Origin of the sequence: Thioalkalivibrio sp. (genome assembly GCF_007692535.1) — a bacterium.
In the GTDB taxonomy this organism is placed as follows: Bacteria; Pseudomonadota; Gammaproteobacteria; order Ectothiorhodospirales; family Ectothiorhodospiraceae; genus Thioalkalivibrio.
Map to the genome: position 1 here is coordinate 1 of NZ_REBW01000147.1, position 21,821 is coordinate 21,821.

A 21,821-nucleotide genomic window follows, 5' to 3' on the forward strand; every position below is an offset into this window, starting at 1 on the left:
CTCGGCGAACAGCTGGCGCTGAAGGGTGCCGAGATCAGCGAGCTCGAAGGCCAGATCGAAACCGCCCAGACGCAACTCGCCACCGCCCAGGACGAGCTCGCCGCCAGGGGCGAGCAGATTGACTCGCTCGAATCCCGCAATGCGGAGCTCCAGGATCAACTCGAAACGACACAGGAGGCGCTGGCCGCCGCCCGGGCAAGGACCTCCGAAGTGGATGCTGCACGGGCGGCGACGGCTGCGCAGCTTTTGAATATGCAGTCCGACTTGGCCGCTACGCAAGCGGAGCTGGCGGCCATGCGGGACGAACGTGAAGCGCAGGAACGTGAATTGAGCGAATTGCGGGCGTTGCTGCCACCCGAGGAAGGCGGGTCACTCGACCTCGAAACGGCGCGCGCTGCGGCGGCGGAACATGCCGAGACATTGCGTGCCGCGCACCTTGCGATGCGCAGCCCGGGCGCGGATCGGGAAGCGTTGCAGGAAACGATCGACGAAGCCGCGGCAGAGTTGCGGCGCGCCCAGGACCTGGTGGCACGCATCCAGGGTGGCACCCTCTACGAAGTGCGGCCGGGCGAAACGCTCGGCGGTCTGTCCGGGCGCTTCTACAATGAGGCCAACACCTGGCCGCGCGTCTACGAGGCCAACCAGCACGTACTGGAAAACCCCGACCAGGTCTGGCCCGGCACCACATTGATCCTGCCCTGACCCAAGCCCCTGGCGCGGCACGTCCGCGCCAGGGATGCTCCCGGGGAAGGGTATCGCGTGTCAGACGCGGGTTCTGCTCAACGCCACCACGGCAATCAAAAGGAATAGCCACAGGGGGGCGCTGGCAGCGACCCAAGGCGGCAGATCGTAGACCAGTCCCATGTGGGTCATCACCCGCATGAAGATCACGAAACCGACACCCAGTATCAAACCGATGAACAGCCTGCGTCCGGCGCCCCCCTCGCGTTGCCGGCCGAACAGGAACGGAACCGCGAGCAGAAGCATCACCCAAGTGCTGGCGGGCATCGTGATGCGCTGCCAGAAGGCCACCTCGTACGCCGCCGAATCCAGGCGGTTTGCCTTCAGGTAGGCGATATAGGCGGCGAGATCAAGGGCGGCCATCTGTCTCGGCTCGACGACCAACACGGCAAAGTATTCCGGTGCCAGAAGGCGACCCACGGTTTCCTTCGGCGGATTCTCCGCTCTCACCCCGAACTGCGAAAGGAACGAGCGGTTGACGTCATGGAGCAGCCACCTGCCGTCCTCGTACTCGGCCTGGCTCATCCTGGTGATCGAGGCCACCCCGCCATCGGGATCCATCTCGATGACCCGCACCCCGCGCAGCCGATCCCCTGGCAGTATCGCATCGGCATGGACGATGCGGTTGCCGTCCCGGGCCCAGAGGCCGATCCGGCTGACGGTCAGGCGTTCATCGATCGCAAAGGTCTTCAGGTTCTGGCCGCGTGCCTCGGCCCCTGGCGCCAGCAACTCGCCCAGGGCCAGCATGGCCAGCACCACGATCAACCCGCCCTGCAGTATCCAGAACACCAGGCGCGCCAGCGTCACGCCGGCTGCGCGCATCGCCGTGAGCTCGCTGTTCGACGCCAGGTTTCCGAGCCAGAGCAGGCTTCCGAGCAGGGCCGCGGTAGGCACCATTTCGTAGATGCGACGCGGCAGGGTCAGCAGAACGTAGACCACTGCCTCCCAGAGGCCATAGTTGCCGCGACCGACATCGCCCAACTCGCCAATCATTGCGAAGACGAGGTCCAGGGTTACGAGCAGCAGGAGCGCCAGGACCGTACCGGCCAGCACATGGGCGATGATGTAGCGGCCGAGCACGGTGGTCATGCGTACCGTCCCGTGAGTGAACGCATCACGGCAGGCCACATGCACTTGCGCCAGGAAAGCACCAGCCAGACGGCAAGCGGGATCAGGTGGACCCACCACAGGCCCAGCCATAGCGGCAGCTGCCCCGCGGCTAGCCATGATTTGCCCATGATCAGGAAATTGGCGTAGATCACGTAGACGATGATCGCGAGCGGAACACGCGCGTAACGGCCACTGCGCGGGGCAGCGAGACCCAACGGCAGCGCCACCAGGGCCAGCATGAGCACGGACACCGGCAACGCCAGCCGCCACTCCAGCTCGGCCCGGTAGCGGGGGTCATCGCGACGCTCCCAAAGCGCCGCCGTCGGCAGCCCGTCCAGGCTGCGCCGGGGCTGCACCAGTGTCGGGTCCGGCACCTGCATGCGCAGGCGATCGAAATCCAGCAACTGGAAGGCGCCCTCCCCCGGAATACCGACGTAACGGTGACCATCCTCGAGCACGAGATAACGGCCCGCACCCACCACCTCGGCGATGGCCCGCCGCGCGACCGTGACCTCGGCCTGCGGGCCCCGTTCCTGGTAAATGAACACGTTCAGCAGTGCTTCCCGGTCGGGACTGAACCGCTCGGCGAAGAACACCTGGTCGCCCACGCGCGAGCGCAGGAAGCGGCCCGGCGTGATGCCAACCAGGTCGGAACGCAGGTCGGCCTGATCCCGCAAGCGGTCGATCAGCGACTCGATCTGGGGCACGGCGAAGGACATCAGGGACGCCAGGACCAGCGCCGAGGGCCCCGCCACCAGGAAGATTGCCCGGTAGATACGTGCGAACGAGACACCGCCTGCCTGCATCGCGATCAGTTCGCTGTCCCGTTGCAGGCGACCCAACACCAGCAGGAAGGCGAGAAAAAGCGCCACCGGCCATAGCAGCATCAGGGCCTTGAAAGATCCGAAGGCCACCATAGCGGGCAGGACATCGAGCGGAATGCGGCCCTCGGCGACATCGCGAAGGCCACGCCCGAGTACACCGCCGATGATCACCAGCAGCAGTACCGCGGTCACCGCCGCCTGCGTCACGACGAAGTCGCGGGCGAGAAAACGCTCGATGATGCCCGGGCGAATCACGCGGACAGGATCCAGGGGTCCGCGCTCAAACATCGCCGGGCGATCGGAGTCCCGAGCACCGCCTTGATCGTTTCGTTCTGCACACTGCTAAGATTAGCGCTCAAGTCTCTTCCAGTCCCGCGAGGTTACCCGATGCGATTTTCGGTCACGACGTCCCCGATCGACAAACCCAAGGCCAGCCTGCGCGCGGTGGCGTTGTTTCACAAGCGCAAACTCGGCATCCATGGCGAGGCCCTGGACCAGGCACTGGACGGCCGTGTTGCAGGGGTGATCAAGGCGGGCGAGTCAGATGGAGACGCGGGCAGCACCCTGCTGATTCCCGCACCCGCGAAGGGCGCCGCGGGCATCGTACTGGTTGGACTGGGGCCCCGAAAGGATTTCTCGAGGAAATCGGTGCGCAAGGCGTGCTCGGCGCTGGCGAAACTGCTGGTGGAGCGTCCCGCGGATACCGTGGCCATCGCGGTGGATGACCTGCTGCCGCCGGACCAGAGCATCGGCTGGCTGGTGCACACGTTGGTCAGCGCCATCGGCGATGCCGGCTATCGCTTCACCACCTACAAGGGCAAGGAAGAGGTCAAGCCGGTCCGCCTGAAGACAGTGATTCTCTGTGTCACCGAGGAACAGGAAGCGGAGGCCGAACGAGCCTGCGCGGAGGCCGAGGCCATCCTTGCCGGGGCGCAGCACACCCGCGATCTGGGCAACGCGCCTCCGAACGTGATCTACCCGGAGGCACTGGCCGAAGACGCGCGGGAACTGGCCCGCAAGCACAAGAAACTGAAGGCCACCGTACTGGACGAAAAGGAACTGAAGAAGCTGGGGGCCGGCGCGATCCTCGCGGTCGGACAGGGCTCCGAGCGTCCCCCTCGCCTGATCGCGCTGGAGTACAGCGGTGCGGGCAAGGACGACGCGCCCATCGTACTGGTGGGCAAGGGCATCACCTTCGACACCGGCGGGATTTCGCTGAAGCCGGGCGAGGCGATGGACGAGATGAAATACGACATGTGCGGTGCCGCCACCGTGCTTGGCGTGATGAAGGCGGTCGCGGAACTCAAGCTGCCCCTGAACGTGATCGGCGTGGTCACCAGCGCGGAAAACATGCCCGACGGAAGGGCCTGTCGCCCGGGCGACATTATCACCACGATGTCCGGTCAGACGGTCGAGATCCTGAACACCGACGCCGAGGGACGCCTGGTTCTATGCGACGCTCTGACCTGGGTCGAGCGCTTCAAGCCGAAGGCCGTCATCGATATCGCGACCCTGACCGGCGCCTGCATCGTTGCGCTGGGCCACCAGACCAGTGCGGTACTCGGCAACAACGAGGAACTCGTGGACGCGCTGAAGACCGCAGGGATCGCCAGCCATGACCGCACCTGGGAGCTGCCGCTGTGGGAGGAGTACCAGGAACAACTGAAGAGCAACTTCGCCGACATGGCCAACATCGGTGGCCGCCCGGCGGGCACGATCACCGCCGCGTGCTTCCTGTCCCGCTTCGCGGAGGAATACCCCTGGGCACATCTGGACATCGCCGGGGTCGCCTGGAAGAGCGGCAAGGAAAAGGGTGCCACTGGCCGGCCCGTCCCGCTGTTGATGCGTTACCTGCTCGACCAGGTCGCACGCTGATCCCGGCGCGGCTACCGGCATGACCAGGGTCACCTTCTACCTGCTGGCGGCGGCGGAAGACCGCGCCCGCCAGCGCTTTGCCTGCCGACTGGCGCGCAAGGCGCACGGCATGGGCCAGCGCGTGCATATCCACACGCCGGATGCGGAGGCCACGCGGGAGATGGACCGCCTGCTCTGGACATTCGAGGACACCGCCTTTCTGCCCCATGGTACGGACGTCGATGACCCGGAAAGCCCGATCACCCTGCACGAGGCGGCCTCGCCGGCGGACCGCTGCGATGTGCTGATCAACCTGGCGCCGGAAATTCCCGAGTACTTCGGACGCTTTGAACGGATCGCGGACGTGGTCGGCGGTGACGAGGCTTCCAGGGCCCTGGGACGTGAGCGCTACCGCTTCTTCAAGGAACGCGGGTACCCGCTGGAGCACCACGCAATCGGCGACTGACCCGGCCGGATGCCTGTGGCTGGCAGAATCGGTCACCGCGGGGAACCGAAGGTACCGTGGTGCGTCCGGGGTCGGCGGGACCACGAACTGGCGGCTACCGTCAGCGCAGGCTGTTTCGACACCAGGTCAACCGAAAAACATGATGCGTATCGCCATCCTGCAACACGCAGCACACGAGGGACCCGCCGCACTCGCCGACTGGGCCGCCGCGCGCGGGCACGATATAACGACGTACCTGCTGTACGCAGATCCGGCTCTGCCAGCCCCCGATGATTTCGACTGCCTGGTCGTGCTGGGTGGCGGGATGAGCGTGGACGATGGCGACGTCCATCCCTGGCTGGAACCCGAACGCGCGCTGATCCGCGCGGCCCTCGCGGCGGGAAGGCCGGTGATCGGGATCTGCCTCGGGGCCCAGCAACTGGCCCGGGCGCTGGGCGCGGCGGTCTTCCCGAACGGTGAGCGCGAGGTCGGCTTCTGGCACCTCCGGCGGGTGGATAACGCCCTGCCGCTACCGGCGACGCAGACCGTCTGCCACTGGCACGGCGACACCTTCAGCCTGCCCGAAGGCGCGACCCTGCTGGCCGAGAGCGATGCCTGCCGCAACCAGGTCTTCGTTACCGGCGACGGCCTGGGCCTCGGCCTGCAATGCCACCTGGAGGCCACGCCACAATGGGTGGACGCCTGCTGCACCCACGACGCGGGCTACCTGATCCCGGGCCGCTGGATGCAGGACGCCGCCCGCCTGCGCGCCGAGCGCACCGCCTACCCCCAGATGCACGCCGCGCTCTTTACGCTGCTCGACACCTTCCTCGGGGTTCGGGCCGGCGATCCGCTATCATCGCAGCCCCCACACCGTACAGGCCTTCTTTGATGACGTTAGGATCCCCGGGCGCCCCAGGCGCCACACGACTGATGCTGCTTGGCTCGGGCGAACTCGGTAAGGAGGTCGCCATCGAAGCGCAGCGCTTCGGGATCGAGGTGATCGCGGTGGACCGGTATGCCGGCGCGCCCGCGATGCAGGTGGCACACCGCAGCCACGTGGTCAACATGCTCGATGGCGATGCCCTGTCGGCGCTGGTGGCACGCGAGAACCCGGCGCTGATCGTGCCTGAGATCGAGGCGATCGCGACCGCGACACTGCTGGAACTGGAGCGCCAGGGCCGGCGGGTCATCCCCACCGCGCGCGCCGCACACCTGACGATGAACCGAGAGGGCATCCGCCGCCTGGCTGCCGAGGAACTGGGGCTGCCGACCTCGCCCTTTCGCTTTGCCGACGACGAGGCGGGCTATCTCGAAGCAGTGGCAGAGATCGGGCTGCCCTGTGTGGTCAAACCGGTGATGAGTTCATCCGGCAAGGGCCAGAGCCTGGTGCGACAGCCGGAGGAGATCCCGTCCGCCTGGAGCCATTCCCAGCAGGGCGGCCGCACCGGGTCCGGGCGGGTGATCGTCGAGGGCTTCATCGCGTTCGACTACGAGATCACGCTGCTGACGCTGAGACACGGCAATCAAACGAGTTTCTGCGCGCCGATCGGTCACCTGCAGGTGGATGGCGACTACCGCGAGTCCTGGCAACCGCACCCCATGACCGAGGCCGCGCTCCAGCGCGCGCAGCAGATCGCCCGCGCGGTCACCGACAACCTGGGCGGACACGGCATCTTCGGCGTGGAGCTTTTCGTGCGCGGTGACGATGTCTGGTTCAGCGAGGTCTCCCCGCGCCCGCACGACACCGGGATGGTGACCCTGATCTCGCAGGAACTCTCGGAGTTCGCATTGCATGCGCGCGCGATCCTCGACCTGCCGGTTCCGGAGATCCGCAGCCTCGGTCCCTCCGCCTCGGTCGCGCTGCTCGCCGAAGGCCACTCGCGCGACGTCCGCTTCGACGGGGTGGAGCGCGCGCTTCAGGAACCCGATACCGGGCTCCGGTTATTCGGCAAACCCGAGGTCAGTGGCCGACGCCGCGTCGGCGTCGCACTTGCCCGCGGCGATACGCTCGACCAGGCGCGGGAGAAGGCCCGGCGGGTTGCGACTGCAGTACGGATCGTCCTCTAGCCCGAGTGGGCCAGGCCGGGTTGCCTGTTGGAAAGCCGGAGGCATCGAGGAACATCACCACTGGCGTTCAGGCCCACCAACAAAAGAAAGCCCCGGGAGAACCGGGGCGAAGAGGACTCACCACCTGGAGGAGATTGACCTGCCACTTGCAACCACCTGTAATGAAATATAGACGTTAGTTTTAATTTTTTCAACCTCCCGACGTATATCTTTGAAATCTTTTTTCCGGAACGGACGGGGAAACGCCGATGCACCAGGCTCCCAAAAGGCCTAATCGAACGAGGGTCTTCGCCGCACGGCAATCCACAACCGGCGTACCCGCATTGACTCCCCCCCACGCCCGCTCCCCGCAGCCGCTATAATGCGCGGCTGATTCCAAGCCCCCGGCCCGTCATGGACAAGAGTTTCGACCCCCGCGCGATCGAGCAGGCCCTGTACCGGCAGTGGGAGGAAAGCGGTTGCTTCGCGGACCGTGACGAAGATGCCCCGCCCTACTGCATCCTGCTGCCGCCGCCGAACGTCACCGGCACGCTGCACATGGGGCACGCCTTTCAACACACGCTGATGGACGCGCTGATCCGCCACCGACGCATGCGCGGCGACGCGACACTCTGGCAGGGCGGCACCGACCATGCCGGCATCGCCACCCAGATGGTCGTGGAGCGCCGCCTCGCGGCGGAGGGCAGGAATCGCCACGACCTCGGACGCGAGGATTTCCTCAAGGCCGTCTGGGAGTGGAAAGAGCATTCCGGCGGATCGATCTCCAGCCAGATGCGCCGGCTCGGCAACTCCATCGACTGGTCGCGCGAGCGTTTCACGATGGACGCGGGGCTGTCGGACGCGGTCACCGAGGTCTTCGTCCGCCTGCACGAGGAAGGCCTGATCTACCGCGGCAAGCGGCTGGTCAACTGGGACCCGGTGCTGCACACCGCGGTCTCCGATCTCGAGGTGCTGTCCGAGGAGGAACAGGGCTCGCTCTGGCACTTCCGCTACCCGCTGGCCGACGGCTCCGGGCATCTGGTGGTGGCGACGACCCGGCCCGAGACCATGCTCGGCGACACCGCCGTCGCGGTCCACCCCGACGACGAACGTTATCGGCACCTGATCGGGCAGCAGGTCGAACTGCCGCTGACCGGCCGCAGCATCCCGGTGATCGCCGACGACTACGTCGACCCCGAGTTCGGCACCGGCTGCGTGAAGATCACCCCCGCGCACGACTTCAACGACAACGCCGTAGGCGCCCGGCATGACCTGCCCCTGATCAACATCTTCACCATCGACGCCCGGCTGAACGAGAACGCGCCCGAGGCCTACCAGGGACTGGACCGCTTCGAGGCGCGCAGGCGCATTGTCGCCGACCTCGACGCGCTGGAGCTCGTCGACAGGATTGCCGATCACAAGCTGATGGTCCCGCGCGGTGACCGCAGCGGAGCGGTGATCGAGCCCTACCTGACCGACCAGTGGTACGTGAAGGTCGGCCCGCTGGCCGAGCCGGCAATGCGAGCGGTCGAGGACGGACGCATCCGCTTCGTGCCGGAGAACTGGTCGAAGACCTATTTCGAGTGGATGCGCAATATCGAGGACTGGTGCATCTCGCGCCAGATCTGGTGGGGCCATCGCATTCCGGCCTGGTACGACGACGAGGGCAACATCTACGTCGGCCGCTCTGAGGCCGAGGTGCGCGAGCGTCACGGGCTGTGGCCGCAGGTCGTGCTGCGCCAGGACGAGGACGTGCTCGACACCTGGTTCAGCTCCGCGCTGTGGCCATTCTCGACGCTGGGCTGGCCGGAGGAGACGCCGGAACTGCGGCGCTTCTACCCGACCAGCGTGCTGGTCACCGGCTTCGACATCATCTTCTTCTGGGTCGCCCGGATGATCATGATGGGCCTGAAATTCATGGACGACGTGCCCTTCCGCGAGATCTACATCACGGGCCTGATTCGCGATGCGGAGGGCCAGAAGATGTCCAAGTCCAAGGGCAACGTGCTGGACCCGATCGACCTGATCGACGGCATCACGCTGGACGCCCTGCTGGAGAAGCGCACCACCGGCCTGATGCAGCCGCAGATGGCGAAGAAGATCGCCAAGGCCACGCGTGGCCAGTTCCCCGAGGGCATTCCTGCCTTCGGCACTGACGCGCTGCGCTTCACGCTGTCAGCACTGGCGACCACCGGACGCGACATCAAGTTCGACCTCGGCCGCATCGAGGGCTATCGCAACTTCTGCAACAAGCTCTGGAACGCCGCGCGCTTCGTACTGATGAATGTCGAGGGTCAGGACACCGGCCTCGGCGAGGAGCTGCGCCTGCCCACGCTGGCCGACCGCTGGATCCAGGACCGGTTGCGCGCCACCGCCGCGACCGTGACCGCACACTACGATGCCTACCGATTCGATCTCGCCGCCCAGGCGCTGTACGACTTCACCTGGCACGACTACTGCGACTGGTACCTGGAACTGACCAAGCCGGTGCTGAACGGCGACGCCGACGGCGCGGCGAAGCGCGCAACCCGACACACGCTTGTGCAGGTGCTCGAGGCGCTGCTGCGCCTGCTGCACCCGATGATGCCTTTCATCACCGAGGCGATCTGGAACGATGTGAAGGCGCCGGCCGGAATCGAGGCGCGGTTCCTGGTCGAGCGACCCTGGGTCGACGCCGACGCGTTTCCGGCCGACCGCAATGCCGTGAAGGAACTGGATTGGGTGCGCGGGTTCATTACCGGGCTGCGCCGGATCCGTGCCGAAATGGACATTGCACCCGGCAAACCAGTGCCGGTGCTGATCCAGAACTGGTCGGAGATCGACCAGTCCCGGTATCTGGAGCATCGCGCCCTGCTCGACTTCCTGGCCAGACCCGAGTCGGTGACCTGGCTCAACGCCGACGAGGAGGCTCCGGAATCGGCCCTGTCACTGGTCGGCGAGATGCGCCTGCTGATCCCGCTGGCCGGACTGATCGACAAGGACGCAGAGATCGCGCGTCTGGATAAGGAGATCGGCAAACTGGACAGGAACCTCGAGCAGAGCGAGGCACGGCTCAGCAACGCAAGTTTCGTCGCCCGCGCGCCGGAGGAGGTGGTGATGAAGGAACGCACCCGGGTCGCCGAGATGCGCACGGCGCGTGCCGATCTGAACGCCCAGCTCGACCGCATCAGGCGCATGTAGGGCCGCCTCCCGCAGCGATCGGGCACGACGCGCGCCGTGGGGCTGCGGGCAGAAGGCCCACCGCGGCCGGACGCCGCTTCTACGTTAATCGCGGGTCAATCGGGCCGCGGGGGCTTCACGTCGATCTCGCGCTCGCTGCCCGCCATTCCGGGCTTGCCTTCGCGGTTTTCGCGTACGGGAACGTTGGCCAGCAAACGCCCGGCGCGATCTTCGAGGCGCTCCCGGGTGGGTTTGTCGGCAAGTTCCTCGCAACTTTCGGCAAGGTGATGGTAAAGGTCACGATAGGCTCCCGCCATGCCGGCGAACAGCGTCGCGGTACGGTCGAAGTGCTGATTCACGGCGCTCCGATAACGGTTGAGCTCCTGCATGCGGTTGTCGAGTTCGGCCTCCAGCTCACGAATCAAGCGTCGCTCGTGGCTCGTGGTGCGCCCGATCCAGAACCCCAGCAGGCCCGCCAGCACGACCGCCAGCAAGATCATGAGCAACCAGAGACCCATCGTCATCTGCTCTTCCACCGATTCGTTCCTCAGCGCATGTCCCCAGGCCCTTATTGTGCCCGAGCCCGGGCGGGAACGCACAGCCACGAAGCAATCCCTGCCTCGCCCCAACCGGCAATCTGCGCTATCGTCGGGGCCGCATACATGCCGATGACCCAGACAGCGCCATGACACTTTCCCCCCGCGATCAACAGATACGCCTCGCCCATGCCGGGCTGATCCGGCTGGTCGTGCAGGCCGCCCAGAACGCCAGCGCCCGTGCCGAACTGGATCCTGTGCTGACCCAGGCCGAGCAGCAGGGTTGGACCGAACTCGTTCCGCGCATCCGCCGCGTGCTCGATGGCGCGCGGGACACATCCCTGCTGCGCGGTCTGGACGAGGAAGACACGGTGATCCTCACCGCGATCCTGTCAGGCATCCAGAACCCCGCCACCCTACCCGACCCGGAGGCGGCCGCCGACCCCACGCAAGCCGCGCCAGGACTCGCCCAGATGATCCACGCGGCAGGCCGGGGCGATGCGCAGGCGCTGCATTGGCTGTCGCAGATGGCCGAACAGATGACCCGGGCAGGCGGCGACATGGCCCGCCTTGGAGGCATCACCAAGCGGCTCGTCGATGGCGAACGGGACCCCACAAGACTGTGCAAGGGGATGGGCGCCCAGGGCGAATCACTGGTGCTGTCGCTGCTAGGTGAACTCGGCAAGCTCGAGCGACACTGAGGAGACGATTTACTTACAGATCGTGGACCCAGCGCAGCACGGCCGCCTGCAGGTTGGTGCCGGCTCCCTGGTGGGCGGTGGGGTGATTGACGAGCAGCACCACCATCACGTCCTCGTTACTGCGGTTGCGGACATAGCCCGCCACGGCCGACACCTGATTGAGGTGGCCCGTCTTCAGGTGCATACGCCCCGTCTCCGGCCCGTTGCTGAAGCGCCGGCGCAGTGTGCCGTCGAGACCCGCAATGGCCAGAGAGGACACGAACTCGGGACGCCAAGGGCTTTCCCACCCGGCCTGCAGCACCTGAGCCAACTGCTCGGGCGTCATGCGGGCATGCCGGCTGAGTCCGGAGCCGTTGTCCACGATCATCCCGCCGACATCGACCCCGAGACCTGCCAGTACCTCGTAGATCGCCTCACGGGACTTCTCGACGGTGGCCGGCGGACCCATGCGCTCCGCACCCAGCGTCAGCGCCAGATGCCGAGTCACCACGTTCGAACTCCACTTGTTCGCCACCCGGATGATGTCACCGAGGGGCCGGGATTGGTGCACCAGCAACGGCGGGTCATTCAGGGATCGGAGTACCCCATAGCGGACGTCGCCCTGAAGCTCCCCGCCCCACTGCCCCCAGTGCAGTCGAAAGAGCTCGCGGTTGTAGGATTCCGGCGCGATCGCGGTACGCAGCAGTTCGTAGGCGCCACAGTTGACAGGGTAGTCGCCGGAGAAGACCACCCGCGGTGGGGCACTGCCGTTGTCGACCTCGTAACGGATGCCCCGCAGCCAGCCGCCGCAACCACCCTGGACCCCACGCAACTCGTTGACGATCTTCAGGCCCGGGAGCGGCGGATCCGACTCGATCCGGATGCTCCGGCCGTCCGGATCCGGCAGTACGTGAAAGCGCAGCGCATTGGCGTTCACGTGCAGCGCATGCGGCGGCTGGTTGTAGGCACGCAGGGGTTGGCCGTCGAAGGCGCCAGGATCTTCCAGTGGGAGGTGAAAGTGGCTGGTATCGAGATACACGTTGCCCTCGATGCGTCGCAGACCGGTGCGGCGCAGCGCCCCGAGCATGCGCCAGTGCTCCTCGCTGACCATCCCTGGATCACCGGTACCGCGCAGCACCAGGTCACCCTTGAGCACGCCATCGCGCACCGGAGCCGTAGCGTAGACCGTGGTGGGCCAGGTGTGGCTGGGACCCAGTTCGGACAGCGCGGCCAGTGTGGTCGCCAGCTTGATCGTCGAGGCCGGGTTGAAGGACCTGCGCGGGTTCAGCCGCACTAGCGGCGCCGGATCGCCCACCCGCTGCACCCACAACCCCACGGCATCCGCCGGGAGATTCTCGGCGCGAATGGCCGCCTGCAGCGTCTCCGGGAGCAGAACGAATGAAGCTGTCACCGGACCCGCGGACAGGAGGATCCAAAGCATCACCCCAATCGAAAGCCCCGCCTTCCTCAATGACAGCATCGACATCGACCCACAACCCTGAACCGTGATGGTGAAGCCGCCATGTTGCGCAGCGGACTGCCCGATTGGCAAGCCGAATTCGAGAAATCGGGCCGCCTGATGGGTCATGCGGAACGTTCGGAATCGGATCGCGTCCGGCTGTGCTCCATCGTTACCGAACTTCCCCGTATGGCCCACTTAGCGAGGTGCGGTAGCGGGCAGCGGGACCGGGGCTGTCGGGACCGTCGCGCAAGGACCGACCAGTTCGCCCTGCCCATAATCCACGGCCAGATCCCTGCACAGACGCAGGTCCTCCAGGGTACGGAGGCCATCGGCCACGGTAGCCGCGCCCAGATTGCGCGCAGTACCCACCAGCCCCTGGAGCAGCAAGGCCCCGGTAACCGAAACCTGCGCCTCGCGAATGAGTCCGGTATCGAGCCGGACGAAATCGGGTTCCAGGCCTGCCATCAATCCCACCTGGCCGAGCCCGGCACCGACCTCGGCCAGGGCGATGCGAAAACCCATGCTGCGGAGCGTACCGCAACTATTGACGAGGCTGTCGATGTCCCCCAGCGGCCCCTGCTGCCGGACCTCGATCACGATGTCCGCGGGATCGAGACCCAAACGTTCCAGGCAGGTATAGGAAGGGTGGCGGTGCAGATCCTGCCGCAACAGCGAATGCGGGAGGACGCTGATAAAGGCCGGCACACCCTTCGGCAGTGATTCCGATTTTCGGACCAGCGCACTGATCTGGCATGCCTGTTCGACAGCTTCGAGACGCCGCGCATGACGGGCGATGCGGAAGAGATCCTTTGCAGGGACCGGGCCGCGCTCCGGGTGTTCCAGCCGGCACGGCATCTGGTAACCGAGTAATTCTTCGGGGTCCTGCAGCTGCACGATGGCCTGGAAGCACGGCGTGAGCATGTGCCCGAGTTCGCCCATGATCCACGGTTCATGCAGGCGGGTGTGCAGAACGCTGAGAGATTCCAGTTCGTCGAGAACGGAAAGTGACAGGCGGCCGTCAAAGTCCGGGTTGACCCAGACCGCGAGACAGTCCGACAGGAACTCCGGCGGCGTTTCCACCACCAGCGCTTCGACCAGCTCGGCGAGATCCATCATCGGCGGCAGCGGGAAGGCCCAGATCCTGTGCGACTCCCGGTTCAGGGGACGGCCCCAGCGGTTCCAGCTCTTGGGCACGGTATCGCCACACAAACGCACTACCAGCATGGATCAACATCCTTGGCTTCCGACCCTGCAGGCATGACTGCAAGTTGCGGACCAACCGCAAAGCCACGCAGACAGAGGGGTTCCTTTCGAGCGCGCGCCATCGTGGTGCATCGGGCGCCCGCCACCGACGGACCCGCTGCACCGCTTCAGTGCAATCAGGAGCAGGCGCCGCGGGGACGCCGAACCGGGTCCTCAAGCCGCCCGGTAGGCATCCTTCCAGCCAGCATACTCCTCGACCATAGCGCTCATCACCGCAGCGTCATAGGGTCGCAATCCACTGAGCACGAGGTGTTTGCTGCCGGAGGCAAAGGGTTCACCCTCGACACACAGGGCATAGTCGAGACGCACATCGCCGCGCTTGCCGTCCACCTTCATCTCGGTGCCGCCGAGGGTCGGCTCGACGGTTTCGGTCAGACTGCCTACCGGAGTCAGCACCTCCAAGGACATCCGCTCGTAGATCACCAGCGGTCGGGCGGGATTGACCATAACGGCATGCTGTTCCATCAACGGCACCAGTACGTGCGGGAAGTTCTGGCCCGAAAAGGCGACGTAACTGCGGGTCAGGGCCTCGATGGTGTAGGGGTCGGTGACGACCGGACCCTCGCGCTCGACCTCGAGGTAATTCCTGCCCTGCGTGTCGCTGATCATGAAGCGGGAACCGGGATTTTCCGGAAAGATCAGTGGCACCCCTTCCCCGACCATGCCAACGAAGCGGCAGCGCATGATGGCACTCACGCCGTAGCGGGCGAGGACCAGCGCGAACAGCAGGTCACCGGGAACGCAGAAGCGCCGGGAATCGGGATCGTGGATCGGATTGAAATCACCCGCGACCTCCTTGGCGAACCGGCTAGCCTGCTCCGGCGTGATCAGGACGTGCCCGTCTCGCAGGTCGTGGAAGCCTTGCAAGAAGCTGTTTTCGTTCACTGGACGTCCCCGGATGCTGTCATGACGGATGCACTATATATCCAACTGAAGACGGATGACCGCTAGGAATTCATCCCCGTAGCGCTCCAGCTTCGCCACCCCCACCCCCGATACGGCAGCCATCTGCTCCAGCGTGGTCGGGGCGAGCTGCACCATCTCGCTCAAGGTGGCATCGTGAAAGATCACATAGGGCGGCACCCCCTGGGCATCGGCCAGTCGCCTGCGGCAGGCCCGCAAGGCCTCCCAGAGCGCCTGGTCGGCGATATCGAAGTCCTCAGCAGCGATCCGGGTATGGCTCGAGGGCCTGCGGGCGGGCCGCACGGGCTTGGCCTCCCGGCGCAGGTGAACCGTGGCCTCGCCCCGCAGCAGCGGGCGGCTGGACGCGTCCAGCTTCAGGCCGCCGTAACCTTCGACATCCACCCGCAGCAGGCCGCGGGCGATCAGTTGCCGGAAGATCCCCCGCCACTCGTTGGTCTCGATGTCCGCGCCGATGCCGAAGGTGCTCAACTGATGATGGCCGAAGCCCCGGATGCGCTCATTGTCCCGGCCCCGCAGCACATCGACCAAGTGGTTCACGCCGAACCGCTCCCCGGTGCGATAGACGCAGGAGAGTGCCTTCTGGGCCGGCACCGTCGCGTCCCAGGTGGCGGGCGGGTCCAGGCAGGTATCGCAGTTGCCGCAGGGATCGGGGAGTTCGTCATCGAAATAGGCGAGCAGTGCCTGGCGTCGGCAGGTAGTGAGTTCACACAGACCGAGCATCGCCTCCAGCTTGTGCCGCTCCACGCGCTTGTGCCCGTCGTCGGCGGTCGACTGCTCCAGCATCTGGCGCAGGGTGATCACGTCCTGCAGCCCGTAGAGCATCCAGGCGTCGGCCGGCAGGCCATCGCGTCCCCCGCGGCCGGTCTCCTGGTAATAGGCCTCGACACTCTTGGGCAGGTTCAGATGCGCGACGAAGCGAACGTTCGGCTTGTCGATACCCATGCCAAAGGCGATTGTCGCGACCATGACGACCCCCTCCTCCTTCAGGAAACGGGTCTGGTTGCGTTCGCGCTCAGCCGATGCCAGCCCGGCGTGATAGGGCAACGCCACCAGCCCCTGGCTGCTCAGCCAGTCCGCGATCGCATCGACGCGCTTGCGCGAGAGGCAGTAGACGATGCCGGCCTCGCCCGGGTGCTCGTCCTGTATGAAGCGCAGCAGGCGGTTCCGGGCACTGCCGCCCCCGGCGTCGGACTGGGCGATGCGGTAGCGGATATTTGGCCGGTCGAAACGGCTGATGAACTGCCGCGCCCCGGAAAGTCCCAGGCGGGAGACGATTTCGCGGCGGGTCGGGCCGTCGGCGGTGGCGGTCAGGGCAAGGCGGGGTACGTTGGGGAAGCGCTCCGCAAGCACGGAGAGCTGGATGTACTCGGGCCGGAAGTCATGTCCCCACTGCGAGACGCAGTGGGCTTCGTCGATCGCGAACAGGGCGATCACGCAATGCTCCAGCAGTTCGAGGGTGCGCGGCAACACCAGGCGCTCCGGCGCGATATAAACCAGATCCAGCTCTCCGGCAGCCAGCGCGCGCTCCGTGGCGCGGATGTCCGCCGCAGGCTGGGCCGAATTCAGCGCCGCCGCGCGCACGCCGCTCTGACGCAGTGCCGCCACCTGGTCCTGCATCAACGCGATCAGCGGTGAGACCACGACGCCGCAGCCCGGCCGGGCCAACGCCGGAATCTGGTAGCACAGCGATTTGCCGCCACCGGTGGGCATCAGCACCAGGGCATCGTCTCCGCCGATCACGCAGTCGATGATCGCGCGCTGCGCCCCGCGGAAACTCGGATAGCCGAAGACCTCGGCGAGAATCCGCTGCGGGTCGTCGCTGGCTGGCCCCGACGCCGCCGAGGAAGGTTCAGAAGGCAGCGCGGACGCGTCCCCCGGGCTCACGCCGCCATCCGGCGTTGGTAGGGTTTCTTCATCTGGATTCCACATCGTCGTTCTCCCGTCCCTGGAAGCGGTTGTTCGTGTCGTCGTTGATCCGGGGCCTCAAAACGTGCGGCCTGGGGGCACACTGGACCCCGCCGTCCACCCCGCCTAGAGTGAGCGGCCTCCATTTACTCTCAGAACCGGGAATTCTGCCATGCGTGGGCATGCCTCGCTCGTCGACGCGCCCGAAGGGCCGCTGAACTGGCGCATCATTCGCAGCCTGCTGCCATACCTGGCGGAGTTTCGCGGCCGCCTGTTCCTCGCCCTGGGCCTGATGGGGCTCGCCAAGCTCGCCAACGTCGCGGTGCCGCTGGCGCTGAAATACATCGTGGATCATTTCGAGGGCGCGGGTCCCGATGTCATGCTGACCGTTCCGCTGGCCCTGCTGGTTGCCTACGGTCTGCTGCGCTTCTCCAGCACCTTCTTCGGCGAACTGCGCGACGCCGTCTTCGTGCGTGTCGCCGAAAGAGCGATGCGCCGGGCCGCGCTCGCGGTCTTCCAGCACCTGCACCGGCTGGAACTGGGTTTCCACCTGTCGCGCGAGACCGGTGGCCTGTCGCGCGACATCGAGCGGGGTACACGGGGGATCAGCTTCCTCCTCCGCTTCATGGTCTTCAATATCCTGCCCACCCTGCTGGAGATCCTGATGGTGGCGGTGATCCTGCTGTTCGCCGTCGGCCCGATCTTCATGTTCACGATCTTCGTGGCGGTCGGCGTCTACGTGGCCTACTCGGTCGTGATCACCGAGTGGCGCACGCGCTTCGTCCGGGAGGCCAACCTGCGCGACAACGAGTCGAACACCCGCGCCATCGACAGCCTGCTCAACTACGAGACCGTGAAGTACTTCGGCAACGAGCGTTTCGAGGCGGAGAGCTACGACAAGGGGCTGGCCTCCTGGGAACAAGCACGCATGAAGAACGTGCTCTCGCTGGTGCTGCTGAACAGCGGCCAGGCGCTGATCATCGCCGCCACGATCACGGTGATGATGATCCTTGCCTCGCGCCAGGTCGCCGCCGGGACCATGACGCTCGGTGACCTGGTCATGGTCAACGCCTACATGATCCAACTGTTCATCCCGCTGAACTTCCTTGGCTTCGTCTACCGCGAGATCCGCCAGTCCCTGGCCAACATCGAGCGCCTGTTCGGGCTGCTGGAGAAACCCGTCAAGGTGAAGGACCGGCCCGGGGCGAAGGACATCGAGGTCACTGCCGGCAAGGTACGGTTCGAGGATGTCCACTTCAGCTACCATCCCGAGCGCTCGATTCTGGAGGGTGTCTCGCTCGAGATACCGGCCGGACACAAGGTCGCGGTAGTGGGCCCCAGCGGCGCCGGCAAGTCCACCCTGGCCCGACTGCTGTTCCGCTTCTATGACGTCGATCAGGGCCGCATCACCATCGACGGCCAGGACATCCGCGACGTCACGCAGCAGAGCCTGCGCCAGGCGATCGGCGTGGTGCCTCAGGATACCGTGCTTTTCAACGAGAGTATCGGCTACAACATTGCCTACGGCCGACCGCAAGCCAGCCCGGAGGAAATCCAGGAAGCCGTGCGCCTCGCCCACCTGGATGACTTCATCCAGCGCCTGCCCAGGGGACTGGATACCGTCGTCGGCGAACGCGGGCTGAAGGTCTCGGGGGGCGAGAAGCAGCGCATCGCCATCGCCCGCATGCTGCTGAAGGATCCCCCGATCCTGGTCTTCGACGAGGCGACCTCATCCCTGGACTCAGGTTCCGAAAAAGCGATCCTGGCAGCACTCAACGAGGTCGCGGCGCGGCGCACCACGCTGGTGATCGCGCACCGCCTTTCCACGGTGATGGATGCCGACAACATCGTGGTGCTGGAGCACGGCCGCGTGATCGAACAGGGTACGCACGATGCGCTGCTGGCCCGGGACGGCGCCTACCGCCGCCTGTGGCAGCATCAACTCGAGAGCGCTTCGAGGAACTCCCTCCCGGCGGATGACCTGGACCTGGAAGGCAAAGATTTCACCACGAAGGACACAGAGAGCATGAAGAAAAGGTGACAAACGACTAATTAAAATATGTTCTCTCTTTAACCTTAAGTGATTTCGACTCTCTTTTCCCGCCGAGCCCTCGCGGCCGAGGAACAGGCAAAGCGCGCCTGCACAACGCACTCTCCGCATGAGCCTTCCCCGTAGGAGGCGAGCCCTCTCGCCGATCGGGCGCGGGGAAACCCATCGGCCAGGGGCTGGCCTCCTACATCCGCGCCCCTTGAAACAACACGAAGCTGACCACCGGCGGAACTCTCGTGATCATCAGGTGCGCCGTTGAGCCCCTGAAGTCAGTCGCGCTTGAGCAGGTCGGCGAGACCGGCAAAGGGGTTATGGGTCGCACCCGCGCCGGTGGTCTTGTCCTTGCCTGGCGTGGCGTCGACATAGCGCTGGTGTTCGTTATCGTGGCAGTAGATGCACAACAGTTCCCAGTTGCTGCCGTCCAGGGGATTGTTGTCGTGATTGTGGTCGCGGTGGTGTACGGTCAATTCACGCAGGTTGGCGCCACCGAATTCGCGGCCACAGCGCCCACACACCCACGGATAGAGCTTCAGCGCGCGCTCACGATAGCCCTTCTCGCGCTCGGCCTTGTCGCGTTGCGAACGCGCCACGAGCGCGTCCAGGCGACTGGGATCTTTCTGACTCATGGTTCGACTCCACGTTGACTTTCATGGCGCAGCGACGCCCCGGCGATGAAAAGCCGCACCCTGTAGGTCGGGTTAGCCCAAAGGGCGTAACCCGACGGGTCTGGTGTCCACCCAAGGCTGAAAATGCAGCGCCGTCCCCGGCACCCCGGCACGTCGGGTTACGCTACGCTAACCCGACCTACTGGGCTGTGACTTTCACGTTAACCTGCCATCAGGTTAGGCAATGTGCGCGAAAATGGGAATGGCGGGAGGCAGCGACAGTCTGCCCCGCGACGGGGCCAAGCGGTGGTGCACTGCACCAACCGGGTGCGTCATCGAGGCTGCGCAGGGCCCACTCGTGTCCCGTCACATGCCATTAGACGTGTGACGGGGCACTAGGATGGGACAACACGCTCGAAGGCCACCTGCGCGTCCTGTTGCCGGTCAAACCGGCTTTCGGCGAACAGGATCACCAGCAAAGCCACTGTCGCTCCGATGATCGTCGCCTCGATGATGATCCGGGTCTTCCTCCACCTCCACTTGCATCGCTTCATGGCCCACCTCCTCGCGCGCCGTCCACGCAGCGGTCTTCACGCCAGAACGTTTTGCAATATTCATTCCGCGCGATGACAGGAGGATGACGGGCCGACGGTTACCCGCAGCCGGAGAGGCGATAGACGACGCAGAACAGGGCCTGGAACCGACTACTGGAAGGAACCGCCGATGATTCGCTCCTGCGCGTCGAGGTCGGCGAAGAATCGGCTGTTGTCGGTACGGAACTCGCGGGTGGCGATGTCCCCGGGAAGAATCAGCACGACGTCGGGATAGACCTGCCGGAACTCCTCGGGCGTCGGTGCCAGGGCGATGAATTCCTCGAAGGCCGCCAGATCGGTGACGACGCCCGAACGCGGCTCGGGCAGTTCCCGCACCTCAGTCATGCTGCAGGCCGGTACCGCCAGCGCGAACAGCAGCCAGACCAGGACAAGCATCGGAAAACGCGCGTTCAGCTTCATGCACCACCTCCTCACGACCCGACCATTGCGACCCCATCACGCCCGGCGACGACGCGGGCCCATGGCACCGGGGAACCGGCGAGTCCCGGGCGTCAAATTTCGACACCATGCTCACGCGTTGAATGGAACTGCACCTCTGGCCACTTCTCCATCGCCATCTGCAGGTTGACCCGCGTCGGAGCGATGTAGACCAGGTCCCCGCCATGATCCACGGCCAGGTTGGTCGACGCCTTGTCCCGGAACTCGTCGAAGCGCTTGGCGTTGTCCGAACTGACCCAGCGCGCCGTCTGCACGTTCACCTTCTCGAAGCGGCAGTCGACCTTGTACTCGGTCTTGAGCCGCTCGGCCACCACATCGAACTGCAGCACGCCAACGGCCCCCAGGATCAGGTCGTTGTTGGTCAGCGGTCGGTAGAGCTGCGTGGCGCCTTCCTCGCAGAGCTCCTGCAGCCCCTTGGCAAGCTGCTTCATCTTCAGCGGATCGCGCAGTTGCGCACGGCGGAACAGCTCGGGCGCGAAATTGGGGATGCCGGTGAAGGCCAGATCCTCGCCCTCGGTGAAGGTGTCGCCGATGCGGATGGTGCCGTGGTTGTGGATGCCGATGATGTCGCCGGGATAGGCGGTGTCCACGTGCTCGCGGTCGGAAGCCATGAAGGTCAGGGCATCGGGGATCTTCACGTCCCGCCCAATGCGGACGTGGCGCAGCTTGGCGCCCTTGGTGAAGGTCCCGGAACAGATGCGCAGGAACGCGATGCGGTCGCGATGGTTCGGGTCCATGTTCGCCTGGATCTTGAACACGAAACCGGTGAACGCGGGCTCGGTCGGATCGACCACCCGCGAGCGCGCCGGGCGCGGCAGCGGCGCCGGGGCGTGCTCGACGAAGTCGTCGAGCAGCTCCTGCACGCCGAAGTTGTTGATCGCCGATCCGAAGAACACGGGGGTCTGCCGGCCGGCCAGATAGGCCTCGGCGTCGAACGCGTGCGAGGCGCCCTGCACCAGCTCCAGTTCCTCGCGCAGCTCCGCCGCCTGCGACCCCAGCAGCTCATCCAGGCGCGGGTTGTCGAGCCCCTGGATCACCTCGCCGTGCTGGATCTTGCCGCCGTGGGTCGGCGAATACATGTGCACGGCGTCGCGCGCCAGGTGGTACACGCCCTTGAAGCGCTTGCCCATGCCGATCGGCCAGGTCACCGGCGCGCACTGGA

At 65.7% G+C, this 21,821-nt stretch carries 19 protein-coding genes; 8 read left to right on the forward strand and 11 right to left on the reverse strand.

Annotated features, from left to right (window positions below; all coding sequences use genetic code 11):
• Positions 1 to 702 (forward strand): LysM peptidoglycan-binding domain-containing protein (locus EA346_RS08025; RefSeq protein WP_296757351.1); only part of this gene is annotated, 702 nt, incomplete at its 5' end.
• 60 nt (positions 703 to 762) lie between these two features.
• Here the strand turns inward: EA346_RS08025 and lptG are convergent.
• The gene (gene lptG / locus EA346_RS08030) at positions 763 to 1,830 is read right to left on the reverse strand and encodes an LPS export ABC transporter permease LptG (protein ID WP_296757353.1); all 1,068 of its coding nucleotides are present in this window, start codon (positions 1,828 to 1,830) and stop codon (positions 763 to 765) included.
• Entirely contained in the window at positions 1,827 to 2,963 is a 1,137-nt protein-coding gene (gene lptF / locus EA346_RS08035) for an LPS export ABC transporter permease LptF (RefSeq protein ID WP_296757355.1), read from the reverse strand. The genes lptG and lptF overlap by 4 nt, the downstream gene beginning before the upstream one ends.
• A gap of 99 nt (positions 2,964 to 3,062) precedes the next feature.
• Here lptF and EA346_RS08040 point away from each other — a divergent pair, with 99 nt between their 5' ends.
• From EA346_RS08040 to EA346_RS08060, 5 genes are all read left to right on the forward strand, one after another.
• Entirely contained in the window at positions 3,063 to 4,550 is a 1,488-nt protein-coding gene (locus EA346_RS08040) for a leucyl aminopeptidase (RefSeq protein ID WP_296757357.1), read from the forward strand.
• A 19-nt stretch (positions 4,551 to 4,569) separates the two neighbouring features.
• On the forward strand, positions 4,570 to 4,995 hold the full coding sequence (locus tag EA346_RS08045; RefSeq protein ID WP_296757359.1) for a DNA polymerase III subunit chi: 426 nt from the start codon (positions 4,570 to 4,572) through the stop codon (positions 4,993 to 4,995).
• A gap of 139 nt (positions 4,996 to 5,134) precedes the next feature.
• Positions 5,135 to 5,866 (forward strand): gamma-glutamyl-gamma-aminobutyrate hydrolase family protein, encoded by a 732-nt coding sequence (locus EA346_RS08050; RefSeq protein ID WP_296757361.1) that lies wholly within the window; start codon positions 5,135 to 5,137, stop codon positions 5,864 to 5,866.
• On the forward strand, positions 5,863 to 7,044 hold the full coding sequence (gene purT, locus EA346_RS08055; protein WP_296757363.1) for a formate-dependent phosphoribosylglycinamide formyltransferase: 1,182 nt from the start codon (positions 5,863 to 5,865) through the stop codon (positions 7,042 to 7,044). Before EA346_RS08050 ends, purT begins: the two co-directional genes overlap by 4 nt.
• Positions 7,045 to 7,437: 393 nt before the next feature.
• Entirely contained in the window at positions 7,438 to 10,203 is a 2,766-nt protein-coding gene (locus EA346_RS08060) for a valine--tRNA ligase (protein WP_296757365.1), read from the forward strand.
• A 95-nt stretch (positions 10,204 to 10,298) separates the two neighbouring features.
• On the opposite strand, the gene EA346_RS08065 is transcribed toward EA346_RS08060, so the two are convergent.
• On the reverse strand, positions 10,299 to 10,718 hold the full coding sequence (locus tag EA346_RS08065; protein ID WP_296757367.1) for a DUF1043 family protein: 420 nt from the start codon (positions 10,716 to 10,718) through the stop codon (positions 10,299 to 10,301).
• A gap of 149 nt (positions 10,719 to 10,867) precedes the next feature.
• Between EA346_RS08065 and EA346_RS08070 the strand changes: the two genes are divergently transcribed.
• Positions 10,868 to 11,419, forward strand: coding sequence for a hypothetical protein (locus tag EA346_RS08070; protein WP_296757369.1), 552 nt, complete (start codon positions 10,868 to 10,870; stop codon positions 11,417 to 11,419).
• A 13-nt stretch (positions 11,420 to 11,432) separates the two neighbouring features.
• On the opposite strand, the gene dacB is transcribed toward EA346_RS08070, so the two are convergent.
• From dacB to recQ, 4 genes are all read right to left on the reverse strand, one after another.
• On the reverse strand, positions 11,433 to 12,839 hold the full coding sequence (gene dacB, locus EA346_RS08075) for a D-alanyl-D-alanine carboxypeptidase/D-alanyl-D-alanine-endopeptidase (RefSeq protein ID WP_296757371.1): 1,407 nt from the start codon (positions 12,837 to 12,839) through the stop codon (positions 11,433 to 11,435).
• Positions 12,840 to 13,055: 216 nt separating this feature from the next.
• Entirely contained in the window at positions 13,056 to 14,084 is a 1,029-nt protein-coding gene (locus EA346_RS08080; protein ID WP_296757373.1) for an EAL domain-containing protein, read from the reverse strand.
• 192 nt (positions 14,085 to 14,276) lie between these two features.
• The gene (locus EA346_RS08085) at positions 14,277 to 15,008 is read right to left on the reverse strand and encodes a DUF3581 domain-containing protein (protein ID WP_296757375.1); all 732 of its coding nucleotides are present in this window, start codon (positions 15,006 to 15,008) and stop codon (positions 14,277 to 14,279) included.
• Between the two features lie 33 nt (positions 15,009 to 15,041).
• Positions 15,042 to 16,976: a DNA helicase RecQ gene (gene recQ / locus EA346_RS08090; protein WP_296757376.1), complete on the reverse strand. Its 1,935-nt coding sequence runs from the start codon at positions 16,974 to 16,976 to the stop codon at positions 15,042 to 15,044.
• Between the two features lie 148 nt (positions 16,977 to 17,124).
• Between recQ and EA346_RS08095 the strand changes: the two genes are divergently transcribed.
• Positions 17,125 to 18,993, forward strand: a complete 1,869-nt coding sequence (locus tag EA346_RS08095; protein WP_296757378.1) for an ABC transporter ATP-binding protein/permease — start codon at positions 17,125 to 17,127, stop codon at positions 18,991 to 18,993.
• A 278-nt stretch (positions 18,994 to 19,271) separates the two neighbouring features.
• Here EA346_RS08095 and EA346_RS08100 read toward each other — a convergent pair whose 3' ends face one another.
• From EA346_RS08100 to EA346_RS08115, 4 genes are all read right to left on the reverse strand, one after another.
• Positions 19,272 to 19,628: a YajD family HNH nuclease gene (locus tag EA346_RS08100; protein WP_296751098.1), complete on the reverse strand. Its 357-nt coding sequence runs from the start codon at positions 19,626 to 19,628 to the stop codon at positions 19,272 to 19,274.
• A 374-nt stretch (positions 19,629 to 20,002) separates the two neighbouring features.
• The gene (locus tag EA346_RS08105; RefSeq protein ID WP_296757379.1) at positions 20,003 to 20,161 is read right to left on the reverse strand and encodes a hypothetical protein; all 159 of its coding nucleotides are present in this window, start codon (positions 20,159 to 20,161) and stop codon (positions 20,003 to 20,005) included.
• Between the two features lie 150 nt (positions 20,162 to 20,311).
• A complete protein-coding gene (locus EA346_RS08110; RefSeq protein WP_296757380.1) occupies positions 20,312 to 20,620 on the reverse strand; it encodes a hypothetical protein in 309 nt (102 codons plus the stop codon).
• A 92-nt stretch (positions 20,621 to 20,712) separates the two neighbouring features.
• Positions 20,713 to 21,821, reverse strand: a 1,109-nt coding sequence (locus tag EA346_RS08115; protein ID WP_296757382.1) for a peptide chain release factor 3, incomplete at its 5' end; no start/stop codon positions are given.

Excerpts from the sequence above, each read along its gene's own strand:
- EA346_RS08050 (WP_296757361.1), top strand. The coding sequence starts at position 5,135 with ATGATGCGTATCGCCATCCTGCAACACGCAGCACACGAGGGACCCGCC.
- EA346_RS08105 (WP_296757379.1), bottom strand. The coding sequence starts at position 20,161 with ATGAAGCGATGCAAGTGGAGGTGGAGGAAGACCCGGATCATCATCGAG.
- EA346_RS08045 (WP_296757359.1), top strand. The coding sequence starts at position 4,570 with ATGACCAGGGTCACCTTCTACCTGCTGGCGGCGGCGGAAGACCGCGCC.
- EA346_RS08080 (WP_296757373.1), bottom strand. The coding sequence starts at position 14,084 with ATGCTGGTAGTGCGTTTGTGTGGCGATACCGTGCCCAAGAGCTGGAAC.
- recQ (WP_296757376.1), bottom strand. The coding sequence starts at position 16,976 with ATGTGGAATCCAGATGAAGAAACCCTACCAACGCCGGATGGCGGCGTG.
- lptG (WP_296757353.1), bottom strand. The coding sequence starts at position 1,830 with ATGACCACCGTGCTCGGCCGCTACATCATCGCCCATGTGCTGGCCGGT.
- EA346_RS08070 (WP_296757369.1), top strand. The coding sequence starts at position 10,868 with ATGACACTTTCCCCCCGCGATCAACAGATACGCCTCGCCCATGCCGGG.
- EA346_RS08060 (WP_296757365.1), top strand. The coding sequence starts at position 7,438 with ATGGACAAGAGTTTCGACCCCCGCGCGATCGAGCAGGCCCTGTACCGG.
- EA346_RS08040 (WP_296757357.1), top strand. The coding sequence starts at position 3,063 with ATGCGATTTTCGGTCACGACGTCCCCGATCGACAAACCCAAGGCCAGC.
- EA346_RS08095 (WP_296757378.1), top strand. The coding sequence starts at position 17,125 with ATGCGTGGGCATGCCTCGCTCGTCGACGCGCCCGAAGGGCCGCTGAAC.
- EA346_RS08110 (WP_296757380.1), bottom strand. The coding sequence starts at position 20,620 with ATGAAGCTGAACGCGCGTTTTCCGATGCTTGTCCTGGTCTGGCTGCTG.
- lptF (WP_296757355.1), bottom strand. The coding sequence starts at position 2,963 with ATGTTTGAGCGCGGACCCCTGGATCCTGTCCGCGTGATTCGCCCGGGC.
- EA346_RS08100 (WP_296751098.1), bottom strand. The coding sequence starts at position 19,628 with ATGAGTCAGAAAGATCCCAGTCGCCTGGACGCGCTCGTGGCGCGTTCG.
- dacB (WP_296757371.1), bottom strand. The coding sequence starts at position 12,839 with ATGCTTTGGATCCTCCTGTCCGCGGGTCCGGTGACAGCTTCATTCGTT.